Genomic DNA, 20,694 nt, shown 5'->3' on the forward strand with positions numbered 1-20,694 from the left:
GTTGGCTGCCACGGTCTGTCGGCCCGAGTGGGCCCGACTCAACGTGACCGGGGAGGAGTGCCGTGCCGCTCTCGGAGCACGAGCAGCGGCTGTTCGAGCAGATCGAGCGGTCGCTTGCCGAGGACCCCAAATTCGCCTCGGCCGTGCGCGCCAGCGATCCGCGCTTCCACGCGCGGCGTCGCCTGCTCGTCGCCGCCGGCGTCATCATCGCTGGCTTGGCTCTACTGGTCTATGGCGCGGTGATCAAGACTCCACCGCTGGCGGTGGCAGGCTTCGTCGTCATGCTGGCGTCGGCCGCGTTCGCGGTGCAGTCGCACCGGCGGGCGCAGTCACCGGACCTGCATGTGGTGGGCGGCACGACGAGTCGTCGTCGCCCCCGCGGCGGCCGATCCGGTCGCCGGTCGTCGATCCTGGACCGCATGGAGGACAGGTGGCGGCAGCGCCCGGAGGGACACCGGTGAGTCGACCCCGCCGCTGAGGCGGGTCGTACGCCGCGACGAGCAGGTCGCCGGGCACCGTTCCCGGCGACCCTTGTCGCGTCCGCGCGCGCCCTGCCCCGCGCTTGTAAAGCCGAACCCCGCCCGTGGCGCTACCGCGCCTGACGGGTCAGGGCTCCAGGGGTGGGGCGGGCAGGTGGGCTCAGGTGGGGGCGGCGGCGGTCTGCCGCCGCCCCCCAACCTGGACGGACGTTCGTCAGCGGGTCGCCCGGTCGGCCAGCAGCCGCCGGGGGTTCCAGCGCAGCAGCTGGTACCGGGCCCGCCCGGTCAGCGCCACCATTCGGCTGGAGGCGTCCGCGAGGCCGGTCCTCCACCGCAGCAGCACCGACGGTGGTAGCACCGCGGCGAGGAGGCGGGTCCGTCGGTCCGCCCGCTCGGCGAGCGCCCCACGGACCGTGCGGAGGGCCGGCGACAACCGTTCACCGGTCAGCGGATCCCGCGCGTACCGGGCCCGCTCCTCCGCCCTGCCGAGCAGCCGTGCCGACTCCACCGCTGCGGCGTCGTCGAGCGTGTCCCGAACGAGCCGGTCCGCGGTCGCCCTGGGCGTTTCCGTCAGGTCTACCGGAACCCGGAAGTCCACCAGAGTGTCGAGCAACTCCGCCCACGCTGCGTGTGCGTCGGCGCGGGCACGGTCGGCGTCCACGGTGACCACCACCGCACGGGCACCAGGCTCGGTGCCGTCGTCGACAACTGTGGCGGCCGGGGTGGCGCTCGCCCTCCCGCCCCGTCGGCGCCGCAGCGCGAGCCGGCGCAGAGCAGGCACCGCGAGGAGAGCCAGCAGGGCCAACAGTCCCGCCGCCCACCACGGCCAGACCGGCGGCTGATCCTCGGGGGTGGTGCCGCCGGCGGAGAACCCCTCGTCGATCTCCCGGTCCGCGTTGTCCGGTCCGGCCGGCCCAGCCGACGCCTCGGGACCGGCCGGGGTGTCCGTGACACCGGTGCCCGGCGTCGTCGGCTCCGGCGCGTCAGTGTCCGGTGCCCAGGCCGATCGGGTGGAGCCGGGCACCCCGTACGCCGGAGTGGCGTCGAAGGGCACCCAACCGACACCGTCGAAGAAGACCTCGGTCCAGGCGTGCAGGTTGAGGTTGGTCAGGGTGATCGTGTCACCGTCGCGGTTGCTGCCGTTGGTGAACCCGAACGCCACCCGCGCCGGGATGCCGGCCGCGCGGACCAGCCAGGCCATCGACGCCGCGTACTGCTGGCAGTAGCCGACCTTGTTGGTCAGGAAGTTGACGATGTCCTGCCCGCTGCTGCCGCTCTCGGTGCTGAGCCGGTACTTGAAACCGTTGTCCGCCGAGAAGTGCGAGTAGATCGCCAGCACCCGGTCGTAGTCGGTGCGCTTGCCCTGGATCAGCCCCGCGACCAGCTCATCCACCTCGGGCACCCGATCGGGGGTGGCGGTCATCTGCCGACGTACCGGGTGCTCCGCCGGAAGCGTCGGCGCGGCCCGCAGCACCGCCGGGGTGTACGTCGAACGGACGTAGTCGAAGGAGTACTTGCGGCCCCGGGAGTTCTCCCGGTTGGAGAACACGATCTGCTGGTTGGGGTCGTACAGCCAGTTGCCGCTGAGGTCCTCGGTGCGCACCGGCTCGGCGTACACCGGCATCAGCGCCATGCTCAGGCTCTTGGTGACCTCGACCGTCGCCCGGTAGGTGGTGCGCTGCACGCCTCGGGCGGCCCGGTCGGCCGGGTCCGGCAGGTCCCGGTTGGCCGGCCGGCCGCTCGGGCTGCGCGCCAGGAAACCAGCCGGACGTAGCTCGTCGGCGACCGCGTAGCGCAGGTAGAACGGGTTCGCCTCGTTGGTGGTGACCTTGACCATGTCGAACACCTGCGACTGGTTGAGCTGGCCGGCGAGCGACGCGAACAGGTCGATCCGACCCGACGTGCCGCCCGAGCCGTTCCCGGTCCCGGTGCCGTTTCCCGACCCCCGGCTGATGCTGTCGAGCATCCCACCGGTCATACCCGGCACCGCCAGGGGCAGGACCACCGCCACGGCCACGCCGATCACCGCGAGCCGGCGGCCGGCGGACGCCAGCGGCGAGGCTTCCCACACGTCGACGTCGCGGCCGTCACCGGTGAATCGCCGCCCGAAGCGGCGTACGCGGTCGACGTTGTCGGTGACCAGCAGCCACAGGTAACCGGCGGCCCCCACCACGAACGGCACCGCGGGCACGCTGTCCACGTAGACGGCGACCGGCACCGAGTAGATGGCGAGCATCGGCAGCCCGGCCAGCGCGGGCCGACGCAGCCCGACGGCCAGGACGTCGACGAGCACTGCCACCCCGGCGACGCCGAGCACGGTGATGAACAGCAACGGATCGGTGTCGGGAACCTCGACGCCGTACGAGCGCATGTCCTCGGCGGACCCGGCGACCAGTTCGCTGAAGTGCGCGAACGTGCCCGGCGTGGGCAGGAAGGCGAGCAGCTCCGAGCCGCTGGGGAACAACCAGGTCAGGGCGAGAATCAGGCCGGCGAGCATGCCCAGCACCTGACCCCACAGGGGGGCTCGGGCGAGCCTGGTCAACGCGGCCACCCCGGCCACCACCGCGACCGCGATGATGGACTCGATCAGCCACGTCCAACTCTCGAAGATGGCGGACAGCGGCGCGGCCGCCAACACTGTCGCCGCGGCCGCCACCACGCCGATGTTGCGACTGGCGTTCATGAGGGGAACCTTCCGTTCATCGCACGCCGCCGGCCACCGTCTCGGCCAGTGCGGCGCGCAGGGCGAAGCCCTGGGAGCCCCGACCGGCCTGCGGCCACAACGCGGGCAGTCGGCCGCCGTGGTCGACCCCGACCACCCGCCAGCCGCTGCGCACCATGGCGAGGACGGCGGTGCCGTGCGCGTGCTCCGCCTCGGCCCGGGCCTTCTCCGGCAGGCTGAGCCAGGTCGAGCTGTTCAGCAGGAACCCGACACAGGTGGCCCCGTTGCCGCGCAGCCCGGCCAGCAGCTCGGCCTCGGCCACGCTCACCGTGCCGAACAGCCCGATGATCAGACCGCCGTCGGAGCGTTGGCGGACCCGTTGCACGAGGTCGGTCACCTCGGCGCGTTGATCCAGCCGGACCTCCGCGAGGTGGTCGAGCAGCGTCCCGTCACCGCCGGCCTCCGAGGCGTCCACGTCCGCACCGGAGCCGGTGACCAGGCGCAACTTGTAGCCGGCCTGGCGCAGGTGGACGGCGATGCTCGCGGCGGCGGAGACGGACCACTCGAAGCTTGCCGTCGGCCCCTCGCCGCGGTGGCCGTAGGCGCGGGTGTCCAGGACCACTGTGGCCCGGCTCTCCCACGGCTGCTCCTCGCGGCGCACCATCAGCTCGCCGGTGCGGGCGGTGGACTTCCAGTGCACCCGCCGCAGGTCGTCGCCGCGCCGGTACTCCCGGGTCGCCGCGTCGTCCTCGCCGTGCACCGCCACCGAACGGGCCCGGCTGTCGCCGCTGCCCGCGTACTCCCCGGGGAGCCGCACCGACGGCAGTGGGGTGACCTGCGGGATGACCGTCAGGTGGTCGGTGCTGGGGAAGGACCTGGTGAGCTCGCACAGGCCGAACGGGTCGGTCATCCGGACCACCAGCGGACCCACGTCGTAGCGACCCCGCACGTCGGCCCGCACCGTGTACGCCACGGAGGTGGCCTGGTGTGCGCCGAGCCGCTCCAACACCACCCGGGGTCGGCTGCCCAGCGCGTAGGGCAGCCGGTCCTCCAGAAGGAGGGTGCCGGTGGGCAGCCGGGAGAGGTTCTGCAGGCGCAGCACCACGCGGGAGTTGGCGCCGACCGGAACCCGGTGCGGGTCCAGTGAACGGTTGCAGGCCAGCTTGTAGCGGCTGCGCCCGACGTAGGCCGCCGCCAGCAACGGCAGGATGCCCAACAGCACCGCCACCCGCAGCAGGTCCTTCTCGCCCAGGATGCCCGCCGAGAGCGCCGCCGCGAGCGCGGCGGCGAGGAAGGAGCGCCCGCGGGTGGTCAGCCCGCGCAGCCCGGCACGCACGTCACGGCCTCCGCGGCTCGTAGGGCGCGCGACCGTTGCCGGTGGCGGGCCGGGTGTCGTACGGGTTGCGCTGCCGGTCGTGCGGCAGTGGAAGGCGGTGCACCAGCTCGGAGACGATCGCGTCGGTGGTGCGTCGGGCGAGCTGCGCGTCGGCCGTCGGGATGATCCGGTGCGCGAGCACCGGCACCGCCAGGGCCTGCAGGTCGTCGGGGAGGACGTAGTCGCGACCCTCCAGGGCGGCGACCGCCCGGGCGGTGCGCAGCAGTTGCAGGGTCGCCCGGGGGGAGGCGCCGAGCCGCAGGTCGGGGGCCTCGCGGGTGGCGGTGACCAGGTCGATCGCGTACTGCTTGACGGCGTCCGCGACGTGCACCTGCCGGACGGTGGAGATCAGCTGCCGGACGATGTTCGCGTCGGACACCGGGCGCAGCTCGTGCAGCGGGTCGGTGGCGCCGTGCCCGTCGAGCATGGCCAGTTCGGCGTTGACGTCCGGGTAGCCCATCGCGATGCGGGCGGTGAAGCGGTCACGCTGCGCCTCGGGGAGCGGGTACGTCCCCTCCATCTCGATCGGGTTCTGCGTGGCGATGACCATGAACGGGGTCTGCAGCTGGTAGGTCACGCCGTCGACGGTGACCTGCCGCTCCTCCATGCACTCCAGCAACGCCGACTGGGTCTTCGGCGAGGCCCGGTTGATCTCGTCACCGACCACCAGGTTGGCGAACACCGCACCGGGGCGGAACTCGAAGTCGTGCGTCTCCTGGTTGTAGACGCTGACGCCGGTGACGTCGCTGGGCAGCAGGTCAGGGGTGAACTGGATGCGCCGCACCGTGCAGTCGATGGACCGCGCGAGGGCCTTGGCCAGCTTGGTCTTGCCGACACCCGGGACGTCTTCGATCAGGAGGTGACCCTCGGCGAGCAGGACGGCCAGGGCGAGCCGCACGGTGGCGGTCTTACCCTCGATGACCTGCTCGATGTTGGCCACGATGGCCTCGCTGGCGGCGCGGAACTCGTCGTGCGGCAGTAGGCCGCCCACCTCGTCCCAGGTCTGTTGTGTCACGGGCCTCCTCCTCGTCGCCGTCACGGCAGCTCTGACTAGAGCACCTGGACCCGCCGTTGGGTTCGCGACGTCGAGCCTCGTTTGCCGCAGGAATCTCACTGGTCTCTCAGGCTAACCATGTTTGTCGTTATCGCCGACCCCCGCAGGTAGTCCGTCGGTTACGCACCGATATTCGCCAGCTCGGGGGAACGGGTTCGGCCCGGCCGGGGGCCGGCAGACCGAACCGTGGGCGAGGTACACTGCGGGACATGGCCGGAGTCTTCCTGCTTCTTACCGGGCCGTGCTGATGCGCTGAACGCAGCGACAGCACGGCGGCCCCTCCTGCGCGAGGGGCTTTTTTGTGCCCGCCGCCGGCCCGGCCCGGTGGCGCCGAGACGAAGCGAAGCGAAGCGAGGAGAGACGATGAGTGAGGCAGCCGCACCGGCGGGCGACATTCCCCCGTTCCGGTACACCGCGGCCCTGGCCGACGAGATCGAGATCCGTTGGCAGGACACCTGGGCGCGCGAGGGCACCTTCCACGCACCGAACCCGACCGGCCCGCTGGCCGACCCGACCCACCCCCGCGCCGGCGCGGAGAAGCTGTACGTGCTGGACATGTTCCCGTACCCGTCCGGTGCCGGCCTGCACGTCGGTCACCCGCTGGGATACATCGGCACCGACTGCTACGCCCGCTACCAGCGAATGGCCGGCCGCAACGTGCTGCACGCGATGGGCTTCGACGCGTTCGGCCTGCCCGCCGAGCAGTACGCGGTGCAGACCGGCACCCACCCCAGGACCACCACGGTGGCGAACATCGAGCGGTACAAGGCGCAGCTGCGTCGACTGGGCCTGGCGCACGACGAGCGTCGCTCGGTGGCGACCATCGACACCGACTTCTACCGCTGGACCCAGTGGATCTTCCTGCAGATCTTCAACTCCTGGTACGACCGCGACGCCGGCCGGGCCCGCCCGATCGCCGAGCTGATCGCCGAGTTCGAGGGCGGCAACCGGCCCACCCCGGACGGCCGGGCCTGGGCCGAGCTGAGCGTCGCCGAGCGCCGCCAGGTCGTCGACGACCACCGCCTGGCGTACGTCTCGCACGCCCCGGTGAACTGGTGCCCGGGGCTGGGCACCGTGCTGGCCAACGAGGAGGTCACCGCCGACGGCCGGTCCGAGCGGGGCAACTTCCCGGTCTTCAAGCGCAACCTGAAGCAGTGGATGATGCGGATCACCGCGTACGGTGACCGGCTGCTGGACGACCTGGACAGCCTGGACTGGCCCGAGCCGATCAAGCTGATGCAGCGCAACTGGATCGGCCGCTCCCAGGGCGCGCACATCGACTTCCCGACCGCCGCCGCGCCCGTCCGGGTGTTCACGACCCGTCCGGACACCGTCTTCGGGGCCACCTACATGGTGCTGGCGCCCGAGCACGAGCTGGTCGACGTGCTGGCGCCGGCCGCCTGGCCGGACGGGACGCGCGACGCCTGGACCGGCGGGCACACCAGCCCTCGGGCGGCCATCGAGGCGTACCGCAAGGCCGCGGCGGCCAAGACCGACGTCGAGCGGCAGTCCGACACCAAGGAGAAGACCGGCGTCTTCATCGGCGCGTACGCCACCAACCCGGTCACCGGCGGGCAGATCCCGATCTTCGTGGCCGACTACGTGCTGGCCGGCTACGGCACCGGCGCGATCATGGCGGTGCCGGCCCAGGACGAGCGGGACTGGGCGTTCGCCGAGGTCTTCGAGCTGCCCATCGTGCGTACCGTGCAGCCGGCGGAGGGCTTCGACGGCAAGGCGTACACCGGTGACGGTCCGGCGATCAACAGCGCCGCGCCCGAGCGCGGCCTGGACCTGAACGGGCTGGGGGTCGCCGACGCCAAGGCGAGGATCATCGCCTGGCTGGAGGCGAACGGGCACGGCACCGGCGCGGTCACCTACCGGCTGCGCGACTGGCTGTTCTCCCGGCAGCGCTACTGGGGCGAGCCGTTCCCCATCGTCTACGACGAGACCGGCGCGGCCATCGCCCTGCCGGAGGAGATGCTGCCGGTCGAGCTGCCGGAGGTGGACGACTTCTCGCCGAAGACGTTCGCCGCCGACGACGCGGACAGCAACCCGGAGACCCCGCTGTCGCGGCGGCGGGACTGGGTCGAGGTCGAGCTGGACCTGGGTGACGGGCCGAAGCGCTACACCCGCGAGACCAACGTGATGCCGCAGTGGGCCGGCTCCTGCTGGTACGAGATGCGCTACCTGGACCCGACCAACAGCGACCGGTTCGTCGACGCCGAGAACGAGCGCTACTGGATGGGCCCGCGCGGCGACGGCGACTGCGGCGGCACCGACCTGTACGTCGGTGGTGCCGAGCACGCCGTGCTGCACCTGCTGTACGCGCGCTTCTGGCACAAGGTGCTGTTCGACCTGGGCCACGTGTCGTCGTTCGAGCCGTTCCGCAAGCTGTTCAACCAGGGCATGATCCAGGCGTACGCGTACACCGACTCGCGCGGCAGTTACGTGCAGGCCGAGGACGTGGTCGAGCGCGACGGCGCGTACTACCTGGAAGACCTGGTGGTCAACCGCGAGTACGGCAAGATGGGCAAGTCGCTGAAGAACGTGGTGACCCCCGACGACATGTGCGCCGCGTACGGCGCGGACACCTTCCGGGTGTACGAGATGTCGATGGGCCCGCTGGAGGTGTCCCGCCCCTGGGAGACCCGGGCGGTGGTCGGGTCGTACCGGTTCCTGCAGCGGGTGTGGCGGGCCGTCATCGACGAGCAGACCGGCGCGCTGCGGATCACCGAGGACCCGGCCGACGAGGCGACCCGTCGGCTGCTGCACACGGTGATCGACGGCGTCCGTGGCGACATGGACGGCATCCGGTTCAACACCGCGATCGCCAAGCTGATCCAGCTGACCAACGGGTTGACCGGCCTGTCGGCCACGCCCCGCGAGGTGGCCGAGCCGCTGGTGCTGATGGTGGCGCCGTTCGCCCCGCACATGGCCGAGGAGCTGTGGCGCAAGCTGGGCCACGACACCTCGCTGACGTACGCGGACTTCCCGACGGCCGACCCGGCGCTGCTGGTGGCCGACACGGTGACCTATCCGGTGCAGGTCAACGGCAAGGTCCGTGGCCGCATCGAGGTCCCCGCCGACGCCTCCGAGGAGACCGTCCGGACAGCTGCCCTGGAGGCGGTGGCCGCGACGCTGGCCGGCAAGGAGCCCCGGAAGGTCATTGTCGTCCAGGGTCGGATGGTCTCCGTCGTCGCCTGACCCCCTCCGCCGGCACGCAGCGTGACGTCGGCGGAGACGGGTGCGGTTCTGAGCGTGATGCCGCAGTGGAATCTAGATTCCACTGCGGCATCACACTCTCCGGGGTGTCCGCCTCGGGGCGGGGCGGATCAGGCGGCCGATTCGGGCATGGTCAGACCGGCATCCGCCGGCGGCGGCGTTCGGCGCGCCACCACTGGTGGACGAGCACCACGCTGGCGATCAGGCCGAGGCTGGCCGGGGCTGCGGCGTACCAGTTGATCTCACCGGGGGAGCTGACCGCGGCGCCGATCGCCGCGTAGCCGAACGCGGTCGGCGCGGATGCGATGACGCTGCCGGCCAGGAACGGCAGCACGCGGGCGCCGGTCGTGCCGTACCCGTAGCTGACCAGACCGAAGCCGGCGATCGGCAGCAGGCGGACGGTGACCACACCGAACACGCTCTGCCGGGCGAACCAGCCGTCGAGGCGGGCCAGGCGACCACGGACCCGTTCGGCGACGAACTCTCGGCCGAGCAGCCGGCCGACCGTGAACCCGATCGCCGCGGCCACCAAGGCGGCGCCCAGGGCGTACGCGGCACCTTCCAGCGGGCCGAAGATCGCGCCCGCGGCGAGCGTGATGAAGGTCCGGGGGACCAGCGCGACCAGCAGCAGCGCGCCGCCGAGGATCGCGGCGACCGGGGCGAGGTCGCCCAGCTTGTCGGCCAGCAGCGGAAGGTGCTCCGGATCCGGCCGGGGCACCAGGAGCAGCAGTAGCCCGCAACCGCCGATCAGGAGCACGAGCAGGGCGAACCGGACGGCCGACGGCTGCCGGAGCAGCCGTCGGACGGCACGGATCATGCCCGGGCGGCGGCCACTGCGGAGCGGCGCTCGTTGCGGAGCCGGTCCGACCAGGTGTCGTCGAGCGGCGGGAGCTGGTGCGCCCCGGTGGCCCACCGCAGCAGCAGGTCGGCGAGGGCCGGGTTGCGGGCGAGTGCCGGGCCGTGCGAGTAGGTGCCCAGCAGCTTGCCGCGCCACGCGCCCTCGGTGGTGCCGTCGTTGCCGATCCCGGCGGTGATCCGGGCCAGCGGGGAGACCTCGGGGCCGAGGTGGGTGCGGCCGCCGTGGTTCTCGAAACCGGTCAGCGGGGGCAGACCCAGCCGTGGGTCGATCTCACCGGCCAGCTCACCCACGGCCCGGCTCTCGCCTCGGTCGGACTGCAGGTCGAGCATCTCCAGCCCACGGCACTGCACGCCCTTGGCGAAGAAGGAGGTGCCGAGCAGTTGGTAGCCGGCGCAGACGCCGAACACGACCGAGCCCTGGGCGACCGCCCGGTGCAGACCGCCGTCGGCGATCAGCCGCTGCGCGCCCAACGCCTGCGGGCCGTCCTCGCCGCCGCCGACCAGGTAGATGTCGGCGGTAGCGGGCAGTTTCTGGTCGGAGCGCACCTCCACCACCTCGACCGGCATCCCCCGTTGGCGGGCCCGGCGGGCGAGGATCAGGGCATTGCCCCGGTCGCCGTAGGTGGACAGCAGGTCGGGGTAGATCCAGACGATGCGCAGGCTCTCAGATGACACGGTCCAACTCCGCTCGGATGTCCTGGAACGCGGTGTAGTTCGCGATGACCTCCAGCCGCCCGGGCGGGACCGACCGGATGGCGTCCTCGAACGTGCGGACGTGCTGGAAGGGCACGTCGTTGACGTCCAACCGAACCGCCAGGTCGTATGCCCGGTCACCGGTGATCAACACCTGCCGGCCGCGGAGCGGGGCGAAGTCGACGTCGAAGAGCCAGGACGTGTCGAGGCCGTCGGGGTCGCGCGCGTTGATGGAGAGCAGGGTCGGCGCGTTGTCGGCCATGTCGAACGCCTCCAGCCAGCTGGCCGGGTTCTTGGCCAGCAGCAGCCGGATGTTGCGCCCGTCCTTGTCGACCTGGGCGTAACGACCGGCGACCGAGGTGACGATGCCGAGGCGGGACACCGCGTCGACCGGACGGACCCCGAACTCGGCGGCCACGGCCAGCGCGGTCGCCGCGTTGCCGACGTTGACCTTCCCGGGCAGTTGCAGGGAGACCTTGTGCCAGGCGCCGGTGGGGTCGAGCACCCCTTCGTCCTCGACGACCCACTGCGGCTCCGGTCGGCGCAGCGGACAGCCGGTGCACCACCACTGGTCGCCGGAGCGCGCGATGGTGGAGCCGCACTCCGGGCAGACCCAGGAGTCGTCGTGCCAGCGCTGACCGGCGCTGAACCAGGTCACGTGCGGCGGGTTGATGCCGCGGGCGGGGTCGCCCGGCGGCGTGGCCGCCCAGACCACCAGCGGGTCGTCGGCGTTGGCCACCACCCGGACATCGGTGTGCCGGACCAGGGCCGCGCGCCAGAGCTGCGCCATCATGGCGACCTCCTTGGCGCGGTCCAGCTGGTCGCGGGAGAGGTTGAGCAGCGCGACCACGTGCGGCTCGGTCGCCTCCAGCACCTGGGCGAGGTAGTGCTCGTCGACCTCCAGCACCGCGTACGGGGTGCTGCCGGCCTTGGCCAGCGCCGAGGTGTGCCCGGTGGGCATGTTGGCGCCGAACGAGTTGGTGGCGACCCGGCCGAGCACGCCGACCGCCGCGGATGTCAGCCGGGTGGTGGTGGTCTTGCCGTTGGTGCCGGAGACGAGCGCGATCGCACGTCCGGCCGACAGGTGGGCCAGCAGGTCCGGGTCGATCTTCAGGCCGATCCAGCCACCGATCACCGAACCGTCGCCACGGCCGGCCGCCCTGGAGAGCGCCGCGGCGGTCCGTGACACGGAGCTGGCCACCTTGGCCCGTAGGGGCATTTTCGCGTCCGTCACGCGAGCGAGGTTACCGGACCGCCCGCCCCGCCAGATCGCCGCCGACGGTGAACCGTTCGGCCGTGGCGGCTGCGCGGGCGGCCGGTCGGGACTCCGCCGGACGGAGTCGATCTATGTCGGAAAGCGGACCACGCCGGAGGGGCGCGACGGCCCTCCACTCCACTCCACCCCTTGTGACGTGCGGTTTTGCCGCCGGATCGGGCACGCCACGCGGGCGAATCTGGTTGCGGGTGGAGGGAAGTGGAGTAGAGTGGGGACCAATGGTGAGGCCGGGAGGGCTCACCGGCCCGGGGGGTCAGCGGCGCCGCGAACGCCGCTCAGGGGCAAGGGGGGTAGGGCCGTGTTTCTCGGCACCCACACTCCACGCCTGGACGAAAAGGGCCGGCTGATCCTTCCGGCCAAGTTTCGAGATGAGCTGGCGGGGGGTGTTGTGGTCACCAAAGGGCAGGAGCGCTGCCTCTACGTCTTCCCCACCCCTGAGTTCCAGCGCATCGCGGAGCAGTTGCGCGCGCAGCCGATGACACACAAGGCGGCCCGGGCCTACAGCCGGGTCTTCTTCGCCAGCGCGCACGACGAGGTTCCGGACAAGCAGGGTCGGGTGACCATCCCCGCTCACCTCCGGGCGTACGCCGCTCTGGACCGCGAGTTGGTGGTGATCGGCGCGAGCACGCGGGTGGAGATCTGGGACAAGGTCGCCTGGGAGACCTACCTCGCCGAGAGCGAAGACGACTTCGCCGACATTGAGGAGGGGGTGCTGCCCGGCGGTCTGTAGGGCGGAACGGCGCCCGACGTACTGCGAGATCTCCAGCCGCTTTCGAGTTCCTGGCATCCCTTCCCCGGTGCCAGGCGCACGATCCAGTCATCGGCGCGAGTCCGGTGTCAGGCGGGAGCGGATGGGGATCTGGCGGTACGACGGCAGCGCCGTCCGACGACAGGCGCACGAGAAGAACGGACGTTTCAACCAGTGGGGGTCAACATGGGGGAGTTGCGCGGCACGCACGTGCCGGTGCTGCTCGAGCGGTGTCTCGAGCTGCTGGCCCCCGCGCTGGGTCGAGGCGGCCGGACGGTCCACGTCGACGCGACGCTCGGCCTGGCCGGGCATGCGGAGGCGGTGCTGGAGGCGCACCCGGAGACGGTCCTGATCGGGCTCGACCGGGACACCGAGGCGCTCGCCCACGCGCGGGTTCGACTGGCTCGGTTCGCCGATCGGGTGCACCTGGAGCACGCCGTCTACGACGAGTTGCCGGATGTGCTGGACCGGCTGGGCTATCCGGGCATCGACGGGATCCTGTTCGATCTGGGTGTTTCGTCGTTGCAGTTGGACGCGCCCGACCGCGGGTTCGCGTACGCCCAGGACGCGCCCCTGGACATGCGGATGGACCAGACCCGGGGGGTGACTGCCGAGGAGGTGGTCAACACCTACCCGCATCCGGACCTGGCTCGGGTGCTGCGGGTCTACGGCGAGGAGAAGTTCGCCGGCCGGATCGCCTCGGCGATCCTGCGGGAGCGGGAACGCGGCCGGATCACCTCCTCCGCGCGGTTGGCGGAGCTGGTCCGGGAGTCGATTCCGGCACCAGCCCGACGAACGGGTGGGCACCCGGCAAAGAGAACGTTTCAGGCTTTACGGATCGAGGTAAACAGAGAGCTGGCAGCGCTGGAGACAGCGTTGCCATCCGCGCTCGACGCACTGACCGTGGGCGGTCGCATGGTGGTCCTGTCCTACCACTCGTTGGAGGACCGGCTCACCAAGGCGGCGCTCGCGGACCGGGTCCGCAGTAAGGGCCCGGTCGACCTCCCGGTCGAGCTTCCCGGGTCGGGTCCGACGTTCCGGCTGCTCAGCCGGGGCGCCGAACTTCCCGGGGAGGCGGAGGTCGCCGCGAACCCGCGGGCCGCATCGGTGCGGCTGCGGGCAGCGGAACGACTCGACCCGAACGCGACTGAGCAGGGGCGGACCGACCGCGAACGGTCTCGCCGACGGGTGAAGGGAATGCACCAACCGGGCACGGGGTCCGGCTGATCCGTGGGGGGTCAGCGGCACCGGGACGGCAGAGGGACGGATGTTGAGGGGGAGGGACATGAGCATTGACAAGCGCGACCGCCGGGGCGTCACCGGCGGCGAGCAGCGCGCACCGCGGTCGGGGGGCCGGACCGCGGCGGAGCGGGCTCCGCGCCCCGGAAACGGTACGCCACGCATCGATCGAGTGAACCGGCAGGGGGAGACTCGCGCCCGGGGGGCGCGCGAGTTCCCCACCCAGGGCACCGCTGCGCTGCGGCCGGTCGAGAAGGCCGGTGCCGCCACCAGCGCGCGGCCGCCCCGGCTGCGGGTGGCACCACCACCGCCGGTGTCGGTGCCGCGTGCGCCGTTCGCGGCGCTGATCGTGGTGCTGGTGGTCGGTGGGGTGCTCGGCATCCTGGCGGTCAACACCAAGATCAATGAAAACGCGTTCCGGTTGGAGCGGCTGCAGCAGCAGCAGGCTCGACTGGACCTGGAGAAGCAGCAACTGGACAAGCAGATCGCCGAACACGAGGCGCCGGGCAACCTGACCGCCGAGGCGCGGCGGCTGGGCCTGGTGGACGCCGGCGAGCCGGGCTACATCCGGCTGCCCGACGGCAAGACGCTGGAGGTGCCGCAGCCCGCGAGCGGCCAGCCGTCGGTGACCAGCCAGGGTGCGGGAGGCTGACCAGTGCCGCCGAGGTCGGACGAACCGCGCCGGGACCCGAAGGGGGCCCGGCGCGGTTCTTCGCGTGACGCCAGCCCCGCCGACGACGAGTCGCGCAGCAGCGAGCCCGGCATCGGGGGGATCTCGGGTGCTCGCGCGTACACCCCGAGGGGTCGGACGGTCCGTGACGAGCGCGGCACGCCGGCCCGCGGCGGGGGCGCCGAGCAGCGTCGTACGCCGCGCAGCACCCGCTCCGGCGACCCCTTCCGACCGGCCCTGCAGGTGCTCGACGGCGGCCGGGCCGCCGCCCGTTCCGGCCGGCGCGACGCCCCGGCAGCCGGTCGCGGCGGCGTCGTGCGGACCGTCTCCCCGCGTGTTCCCCGTGCTCCGGGCGTCGACGAGCCCGCGCCGCGCCGCCGCACCACGCCGCGTGCGCCGCGCCGCGCCGACCGGCCGGTGGCCCGTCGCCCCTCCCGCAAGCCGCCGCGCCCGCCGAAGCTGGCCGACTCGCGGCTGCGGCTGCGGCTGGGTACGGCGCTCGCCCTGACGCTGTTCGCCAGCATCGGAATCCGGCTGGTCTTCCTCCAGGCGGTCGACGCACCGGCGTACGCCGGCGGCGGCGTCGCCGACCGGCTCCACACTGTCGAGCTGCCCGCCCCGCGGGGCGCGATCTACGACAGCACCGGCGCGCCGCTGGCCCGCAGCGTCGAGGCGCGGTACGTGTACGCCGACCCGACCGAAGTGAAGGACCCGCCCGGCACCGCGAGGGCGCTCTCCCCGTTGCTCGGCATCCCCGCCTCGAAGCTCGTCGACCTGATGAAGCCCCGGAAGCTGGAGGGCGGCAAGACGTCCACGTTCGCGTACCTGGCGCGAGGCGTGGAGATCGCGACCGCCAAGCGGGTGCAGGCGCTGGAGCTCCCCGGCATCGGGGTGCACCGCGACGAACGCCGTGACGTGCCCGGCGGCGACCTGGCGGCCAACCTGATCGGCTTCACCAGCCAGGACATGGCCGGGCTGGAAGGGTTGGAGGCCCGCTTCGAGGACGTGCTGGCCGGGCAGGACGGCAAGCGGGTGTACGAGGCCGGCCTGGGTGACCTGGCCGCACCGATCCCGGGCGGCTACAGCCGGACCACGGCCGCCAAGCCGGGCAGCTCGCTGGCCCTCACCATCGACCGTGACCTCCAGTTCCGCACCCAGCAGATCCTCAGCGCGGGCATGGCCAAGGCGCGGGGCGGCACCGGCGCCGCCGTGATCATCGAGATCCCCTCGGGTGCGGTGCTGGCCCAGGCCAGCAATCCCACCTACAGCGCGGCGAGGCCGTTCCCGAGCGACCCGGTCGCCCGGGAGGACGCGGCGACCAGCTTCGTCGTCGACCCCGGGTCGATCCACAAGGCGATCACCTTCGGCGCGGCGTTGCAGGAGGGCGTCATCACTCCGGACACCGCGCTGCCCATCGCCAACAGCATCAAGAAGGGCGACACCTGGTTCTCCGACACCCATCCGGCCAACGGCAAGCGGATGAGCGTGCCGGGGATGCTCGCCTACTCGTCGAACGTCGGCACGATCACCATCGCCGACAAGCTCGGCCGGGACCGGTTGATCGACTACCAGAAGCGGTTCGGGCTGGGTAAGCCCACCGGTGAGGGGATGCCGGGGGAGGCCAGCGGGCGGCTGTTGCCGGCCGACGAGTGGAGCGATTCGTCGGAAGGGTCGGTGCCGATCGGGCACAGCGTCGACGCCACCCCGTTGCAGATGGCCGCCGCGTACGCCGCCATCGCGAACAACGGCACGTACGTGCAGCCGCACCTGGTCAAGGAGGTGATCGGCCCGGACGGCAAGCGCACCCCCGCGCCGGCGCCGGTGACCCGGTCCGTGCTCAGCCCGCAGAACGCGGCGGCGCTGCGCACCATGCTGGAGGCCGTCACCACAGTCGACCGGGCCACCGGCCTGACCGCCGCCGTCCCCGGTTACCGGGTCGCGGGCAAGACCGGTACCGGGTGGCGACTGGTGGACGGCAAGAAGCAGCCCGGCGAGGTGTCCTCGTTCATCGGGATGGCCCCCGCCGAGAACCCCCGGTACGTGATCGCGGTCTTCGCGTACGCGCCCGGTGGTGGGGGCGCGGCGATCGCCGGGCCGGCGTTCCGCGACATGATGCAGTTCACGCTGCGTCACAACCGCGTACCGCCCTCCACCGGCGGTTCCGCACCCAAGTTCACGGTCTATCCGCGCTGAGCAGCGGCGGCGGGACATCATCGGTGAGTGCCGACGAACCACCGGGGCGGCTGTGCGGCCGGAACCGGACGACCGGGTAGGGTCTGACGCCGTGCCCGGCAATCCACGTCCACGTACCGTGACCGGAGTCCGGCTCGGTGATCTTGCCGTCCGACTCGCCGTCGACCTTCCGGCGGACGCCGCTGCGGTGCTCGTCACCGGCGCTACCCACGCCAGCGGTGAGGTCCGCCCCGGCGACCTGTACGCGGCGCTGCCCGGTGCCCGTCGGCACGGCGCGGAGTTCGTCGCCGCCGCCGCCGAGGCGGGTGCGGTGGCTCTGCTGACCGACCCGGCGGGTGCGGAGATGGCCGCCGGGAGCGGTCTGCCCGTCCTGGTGGTGCCCGACCCACGCGCCGTGCTCGGCGAGCTGGCGTCGGCCGTGTACGGCGACCCGACCGCCGACCTGACCGTGATCGGGGTGACCGGCACGGCCGGCAAGACCTCCACCGCGTACCTGGTCGAGTCGGGGCTGCGGGCCGCCGGCCACACCACCGGGCTGATCGGCACGGTGGAGACCCGGCTCGGCGACCTGGTGATCGACAGCGTGCGTACCACCCCGGAGGCGACCGACCTGCACGCCATGCTGGCCACCGCCCGCGAGCGGGGGGTGACCGCTGTGGTCATGGAGGTTTCCAGCCACGCGCTGGCCATGGGCCGGGTGGGCGGTGTCCGGTTCGCCGTCGGCGGCTACACCAACTTCGGCTCCGACCACCTGGACTTCCACGCCGACAGCGACGACTACTTCGCCGCGAAGGCCCAGCTCTTCGACGGGCGGTGCGCGGTCGAGGTGCTCAACCTCGACGACAGTGCCCTCAAGCCGCTGTACAAGCCGGCCACTGTCACCTACTCGGCGGCCGGTGATCAAGGCGCGAGCTGGTGGGCCGACGGCGTGAGCGGCGAGGGGTACGCCCAGCGGTTCACCGCCCACGGCCCGGACGGCGTGGTCCTGTCCGCCGGGGTGGCGTTGCCCGGGCGGCACAACGTGGCCAACGCGCTGCTGGCGATCGCCGCGTTGGTCGGCGCCGGGGTGGACCCGGCGACCGCGGCGACCGGCGTGGCCGCCTGCGGTGGGGTGCCGGGCCGGCTGGAGCTGGTCGACGTCGCCGCCCCGGTGCGCGGGGTGGTCGACTACGCGCACAAGTCGGACGCGATCGTGGCCGCGCTGGCCGCGTTGCGTGAGTTGAGCGCCGGTCGGTTGATCTGCGTGATCGGCGCCGGCGGGGATCGGGACCGGGGCAAGCGGCCGGTGATGGGCGCCGCCGCGGCGGAGGGAGCCGACGTGGTGCTGGTGACCGACGACAACCCGCGTACCGAGGATCCGGCGGAGATCCGCGCCGAGGTGCTCGCCGGGGCGTACCGGGCCGCCACTGCCGCCCGGATCGTGGAGGTGGCGGGCCGCCGCGCCGCGATCGACGAGGCGGTACGGCTGGCCGAGCCGGGCGACGTCATCGCGCTGCTCGGCAAGGGGCACGAGCGAGGCCAGGAGGTGGCGGGCGAGGTGCTCCCGTTCGACGACAGCGTCGAGTTGGCCGCCGCGCTGCGTGCCCGCTTCGGGGACCTGGCGGGTCAGCGATGATCGCGCTGAGCCTGGCCGAGGTGGCCGCCGCCGTCGACGGGCGGCTCGTCGCCGCCGACCCGGCCGCCACCGTCACGGGCAGCGTCGAGTTCGACTCGCGCAAGGTGGGCCCGGGGTCGCTCTTCGTGGCCTTCCCCGGGGAGAAGGTCGACGGGCACGACTACGCGGAGACGGCCGTCGAGGCCGGCGCGGTGGCGGTGCTGGGCAGCCGAGAGGTGCCCGGGGTGCCCATGGTGATCGTCGACGACGCGCTGACCGCGATGGGTCGGTTGGCCCGCGCCGCGGTGGACCGTCTCCCCGACCTGACCGTGATCGGTGTGACCGGCTCGTCCGGCAAGACCACCACGAAAGATCTGATCGGCCAGCTCACCGCCCGGCTCGGGGCCACGGTGGCACCGCCCGGCTCGTTCAACAACGAGCTGGGGCACCCGCACACCGCGCTGCGGGCCGGGCCGGACACCCGCTACCTGGTGATGGAGAAGGGCGCCCGCGGGATCGGGCACGTGCGGTACCTGTGCGAGCTGGTGCCGCCCCGGATCTCCGTGGTGCTCAACGTCGGCACGTCGCACATCGGCGAGTTCGGCTCGCAGGACAACATCGCAGTGGCCAAGGGTGAGCTGGTCGAGGCCCTGCCGGCGGACGGGCTGGCAGTCCTGAACGCCGACGACCCCCGGGTGTCCGCGATGGCGAGCCGCACCAGGGCCCGGGTGGTCCGCTACGGCGAGGCACCGGACGCCGACGTGCGCGCCGAGGACGTGACGCTGGACGAGCGGGGGCACCCGTCGTACACCCTTGTCACCCCGGAGGGGCGCGCGCCGGTGCGGCTCGGGTTGACCGGCCACCACCAGGTGGGTAACACGCTCGCCGCGGCGGCGGTGGCCCGGGAGCTGGGCATGCCGCTCGCCGAGCTGGCCACGGCCCTCGGTGAGCTGGGGCTGGTCTCGACCCGGCGGATGGACGTGTTCGACCGCCCCGACGGGGTGACAGTCATCGACGACTCGTACAACGCCAACCCGGCCTCGATGGCGGTGGCGGTGCGGGCGCTGGCCAGTATCGGCCAGGGGCGGCGTACCGTCGCGGTGCTCGGATACATGGCCGAGTTGGGCCCGTTCGAGCGGGACGGCCACGCCCAGGTCGGCCAACTGGTGGCCGAGTTGGGTGTCGACCGGCTGCTCGTGGTGGGTGAGCCGGCCGCGCCGATCCACGAAGGCGCGACAGCGGTAGGGAACTGGGGAGGAGAGTCGGTGCTGCTCACCGATCAGGCAGCGGCCGTCGAGGTGCTGCGGAGTGAACTACGACCGGGTGACGTCGTCCTGGTCAAGGGTTCCCGGTACCGGACGTGGGAGGTGGCCGACGCCCTGCGCGCCGACGCCGCCGCCGGGGAGGCCGGCCGATGAGGGCGGTCATCGTCGCCATCGGGGTGGCCTTCCTCGTGTCGCTGTTCTGCACTCCGATCGCGATCAAGGTGTTCACCCGGCTCAAGGCCGGCCAGCCGATCCGCTCCGACGGCCCGGCCATGCACCAGGGCAAGAAGGGCACGCCCACCATGGGTGGCGTGGTCTTCATCCTCGCCACGGTGATCGCGTACGTGGCCGGGCACCTTGCCCTTACCACCCTGCCGGACCAGCAGATCGCGCAGGTGGAGCCGACCATCACGGCGCTGGTGCTGCTGGGGCTGATGGTCTTCTCCGGCGCGGTGGGTTTCCTCGACGACTTCCTCAAGGTCCGCAAGCGCAACAGCGCCGGCCTGAACAAGCGCGGCAAGCTGCTCGGGCAGATCCTCGTCGGCGCGGTCTTCGGGGTGATCGCGCTGTGGTTCCCGAGCACGATGACCGACGCGACGGGCAGGGCGACCAACACCGAGACGGTGGGCAGCACCACGCTGAGCTTCATCCGGGACATCGACTTCCTGGAGGTCAGCAAGGTCGGCGCGGTGATCATCTTCATCTTCGTGGTGATGGCCGCGACGAACGGCGTGAACCTCACCGACGGTCTGGACGGCCTGGCCACCGGCGCCTCGGTGATGGTGCTCGCCGCGTACGCGTTGATCGCGTTCTGGCAGTACCGGCACTGGTGCGCCGACCCGAGCTACACCCAGCCGTACTGCTACGAGGTCCGCGACCCGTTGGAGATCGCGCTGATAGCCGGGGCGGCGGCCGGGGCCTGTGTGGGCTTCCTCTGGTGGAACACGTCCCCGGCACGGATCTTCATGGGTGACACCGGGGCGTTGGGGCTGGGTGGTCTGATCGCCGGCATGGCGATGTCGACCCGCACCATCCTGCTGCTTCCGATCATCGGTGGGCTCTTCGTCATCATCACGATGTCCGTGGTGATCCAGATCATCTCCTTCAAGACCACCGGTAAACGAGTGTTCCGGATGTCGCCCCTGCAGCACCACTTCGAGTTGGCCGGCTGGAGCGAGGTCAACATCGTGGTGCGCTTCTGGATCATCGCCGGGATCGGCGTGGCGATCGCCCTGGGCCTGTTCTACAGCGAGTTCCTCGCCAACATGACCTGACCGGTCCCCACCTTCCGTCGACCCCCGACCCCGGCCCAGCCCCGGACGCCCCGGCGCCCGGGGCTGCGCCTTCCCCAAGATCCGCACAACAT

14 protein-coding genes and 1 pseudogene are annotated in these 20,694 nt (G+C 72.1%); 9 read left to right on the plus strand and 6 right to left on the minus strand.

What is annotated here, in order from left to right; genetic code table 11:
* The first annotated feature begins 62 nt into the window (after window positions 1-62).
* Window positions 63-461, plus strand: coding sequence for a DUF3040 domain-containing protein (locus tag FHU34_RS10140; RefSeq protein ID WP_030334542.1), 399 nt, complete (start codon window positions 63-65; stop codon window positions 459-461).
* Between the two features lie 232 nt (window positions 462-693).
* Here FHU34_RS10140 and FHU34_RS10145 read toward each other — a convergent pair whose 3' ends face one another.
* From FHU34_RS10145 to FHU34_RS10155, 3 genes are read right to left on the minus strand one after another with little or no spacing between them, the layout of a single operon-like run.
* Window positions 694-3,162 (minus strand): transglutaminase TgpA family protein, encoded by a 2,469-nt coding sequence (locus FHU34_RS10145; RefSeq protein WP_145779718.1) that lies wholly within the window; start codon window positions 3,160-3,162, stop codon window positions 694-696.
* A gap of 16 nt (window positions 3,163-3,178) precedes the next feature.
* A complete protein-coding gene (locus FHU34_RS10150; protein ID WP_145779719.1) occupies window positions 3,179-4,477 on the minus strand; it encodes a DUF58 domain-containing protein in 1,299 nt (432 codons plus the stop codon).
* Between the two features lies 1 nt (window position 4,478).
* Window positions 4,479-5,531 (minus strand): AAA family ATPase, encoded by a 1,053-nt coding sequence (locus tag FHU34_RS10155; protein WP_088988401.1) that lies wholly within the window; start codon window positions 5,529-5,531, stop codon window positions 4,479-4,481.
* Between the two features lie 402 nt (window positions 5,532-5,933).
* On the opposite strand from FHU34_RS10155, the gene leuS reads away from it, so the two are divergent.
* Window positions 5,934-8,774 (plus strand): leucine--tRNA ligase, encoded by a 2,841-nt coding sequence (gene leuS, locus FHU34_RS10160; protein WP_145779720.1) that lies wholly within the window; start codon window positions 5,934-5,936, stop codon window positions 8,772-8,774.
* Window positions 8,775-8,925: 151 nt separating this feature from the next.
* On the opposite strand, the gene FHU34_RS10165 is transcribed toward leuS, so the two are convergent.
* From FHU34_RS10165 to FHU34_RS10175, 3 genes are read right to left on the minus strand one after another with little or no spacing between them, the layout of a single operon-like run.
* Complete coding sequence (locus tag FHU34_RS10165; protein ID WP_145779721.1) at window positions 8,926-9,609, minus strand: TVP38/TMEM64 family protein; 684 nt, start codon at window positions 9,607-9,609, stop codon at window positions 8,926-8,928.
* On the minus strand, window positions 9,606-10,325 hold the full coding sequence (locus FHU34_RS10170) for a type 1 glutamine amidotransferase (protein ID WP_145779722.1): 720 nt from the start codon (window positions 10,323-10,325) through the stop codon (window positions 9,606-9,608). Before FHU34_RS10170 ends, FHU34_RS10165 begins: the two co-directional genes overlap by 4 nt.
* On the minus strand, window positions 10,315-11,562 hold the full coding sequence (locus tag FHU34_RS10175) for a MurT ligase domain-containing protein (protein ID WP_145785525.1): 1,248 nt from the start codon (window positions 11,560-11,562) through the stop codon (window positions 10,315-10,317). The genes FHU34_RS10170 and FHU34_RS10175 overlap by 11 nt, the downstream gene beginning before the upstream one ends.
* Before the next feature lie 355 nt (window positions 11,563-11,917).
* Between FHU34_RS10175 and mraZ the strand changes: the two genes are divergently transcribed.
* The 7 genes and pseudogenes from mraZ to mraY all read left to right on the plus strand — a co-directional run bounded on the left by mraZ (window position 11,918) and on the right by mraY (window position 20,602).
* On the plus strand, window positions 11,918-12,349 hold the full coding sequence (mraZ, locus tag FHU34_RS10180) for a division/cell wall cluster transcriptional repressor MraZ (RefSeq protein WP_030488958.1): 432 nt from the start codon (window positions 11,918-11,920) through the stop codon (window positions 12,347-12,349).
* Window positions 12,350-12,541: 192 nt separating this feature from the next.
* Window positions 12,542-13,663 (plus strand): annotated as a pseudogene (gene rsmH, locus FHU34_RS10185) (16S rRNA (cytosine(1402)-N(4))-methyltransferase RsmH).
* A complete protein-coding gene (gene ftsL, locus FHU34_RS10190; RefSeq protein WP_145779723.1) occupies window positions 13,653-14,258 on the plus strand; it encodes a cell division protein FtsL in 606 nt (201 codons plus the stop codon). The pseudogene rsmH and the gene ftsL overlap by 11 nt, the downstream one beginning before the upstream one ends.
* Window positions 14,259-14,261: 3 nt before the next feature.
* Complete coding sequence (locus FHU34_RS10195; protein ID WP_145779724.1) at window positions 14,262-16,469, plus strand: peptidoglycan D,D-transpeptidase FtsI family protein; 2,208 nt, start codon at window positions 14,262-14,264, stop codon at window positions 16,467-16,469.
* 52 nt (window positions 16,470-16,521) lie between these two features.
* The gene (locus FHU34_RS10200) at window positions 16,522-18,084 is read left to right on the plus strand and encodes a UDP-N-acetylmuramoyl-L-alanyl-D-glutamate--2,6-diaminopimelate ligase (RefSeq protein WP_145779725.1); all 1,563 of its coding nucleotides are present in this window, start codon (window positions 16,522-16,524) and stop codon (window positions 18,082-18,084) included.
* Window positions 18,081-19,481: a UDP-N-acetylmuramoyl-tripeptide--D-alanyl-D-alanine ligase gene (locus FHU34_RS10205; RefSeq protein WP_145779726.1), complete on the plus strand. Its 1,401-nt coding sequence runs from the start codon at window positions 18,081-18,083 to the stop codon at window positions 19,479-19,481. Before FHU34_RS10200 ends, FHU34_RS10205 begins: the two co-directional genes overlap by 4 nt.
* The gene (gene mraY / locus FHU34_RS10210) at window positions 19,478-20,602 is read left to right on the plus strand and encodes a phospho-N-acetylmuramoyl-pentapeptide-transferase (RefSeq protein ID WP_145779727.1); all 1,125 of its coding nucleotides are present in this window, start codon (window positions 19,478-19,480) and stop codon (window positions 20,600-20,602) included. Before FHU34_RS10205 ends, mraY begins: the two co-directional genes overlap by 4 nt.
* The last annotated feature ends 92 nt before the right edge of the window (window positions 20,603-20,694 follow it).

The sequence above is a fragment of the Micromonospora taraxaci genome, from assembly GCF_007830095.1.
GTDB lineage: Bacteria > Actinomycetota > Actinomycetes > Mycobacteriales > Micromonosporaceae > Micromonospora > Micromonospora taraxaci.

Bases quoted from the DNA above. Each gene is read 5' to 3' on its own strand.
- FHU34_RS10205 (WP_145779726.1), top strand. From the start codon at position 18,081: ATGATCGCGCTGAGCCTGGCCGAGGTGGCCGCCGCCGTCGACGGGCGG.
- mraY (WP_145779727.1), top strand. From the start codon at position 19,478: ATGAGGGCGGTCATCGTCGCCATCGGGGTGGCCTTCCTCGTGTCGCTG.
- FHU34_RS10165 (WP_145779721.1), bottom strand. From the start codon at position 9,609: ATGATCCGTGCCGTCCGACGGCTGCTCCGGCAGCCGTCGGCCGTCCGG.
- FHU34_RS10145 (WP_145779718.1), bottom strand. From the start codon at position 3,162: ATGAACGCCAGTCGCAACATCGGCGTGGTGGCGGCCGCGGCGACAGTG.
- ftsL (WP_145779723.1), top strand. From the start codon at position 13,653: ATGAGCATTGACAAGCGCGACCGCCGGGGCGTCACCGGCGGCGAGCAG.
- leuS (WP_145779720.1), top strand. From the start codon at position 5,934: ATGAGTGAGGCAGCCGCACCGGCGGGCGACATTCCCCCGTTCCGGTAC.
- FHU34_RS10175 (WP_145785525.1), bottom strand. From the start codon at position 11,562: ATGCCCCTACGGGCCAAGGTGGCCAGCTCCGTGTCACGGACCGCCGCG.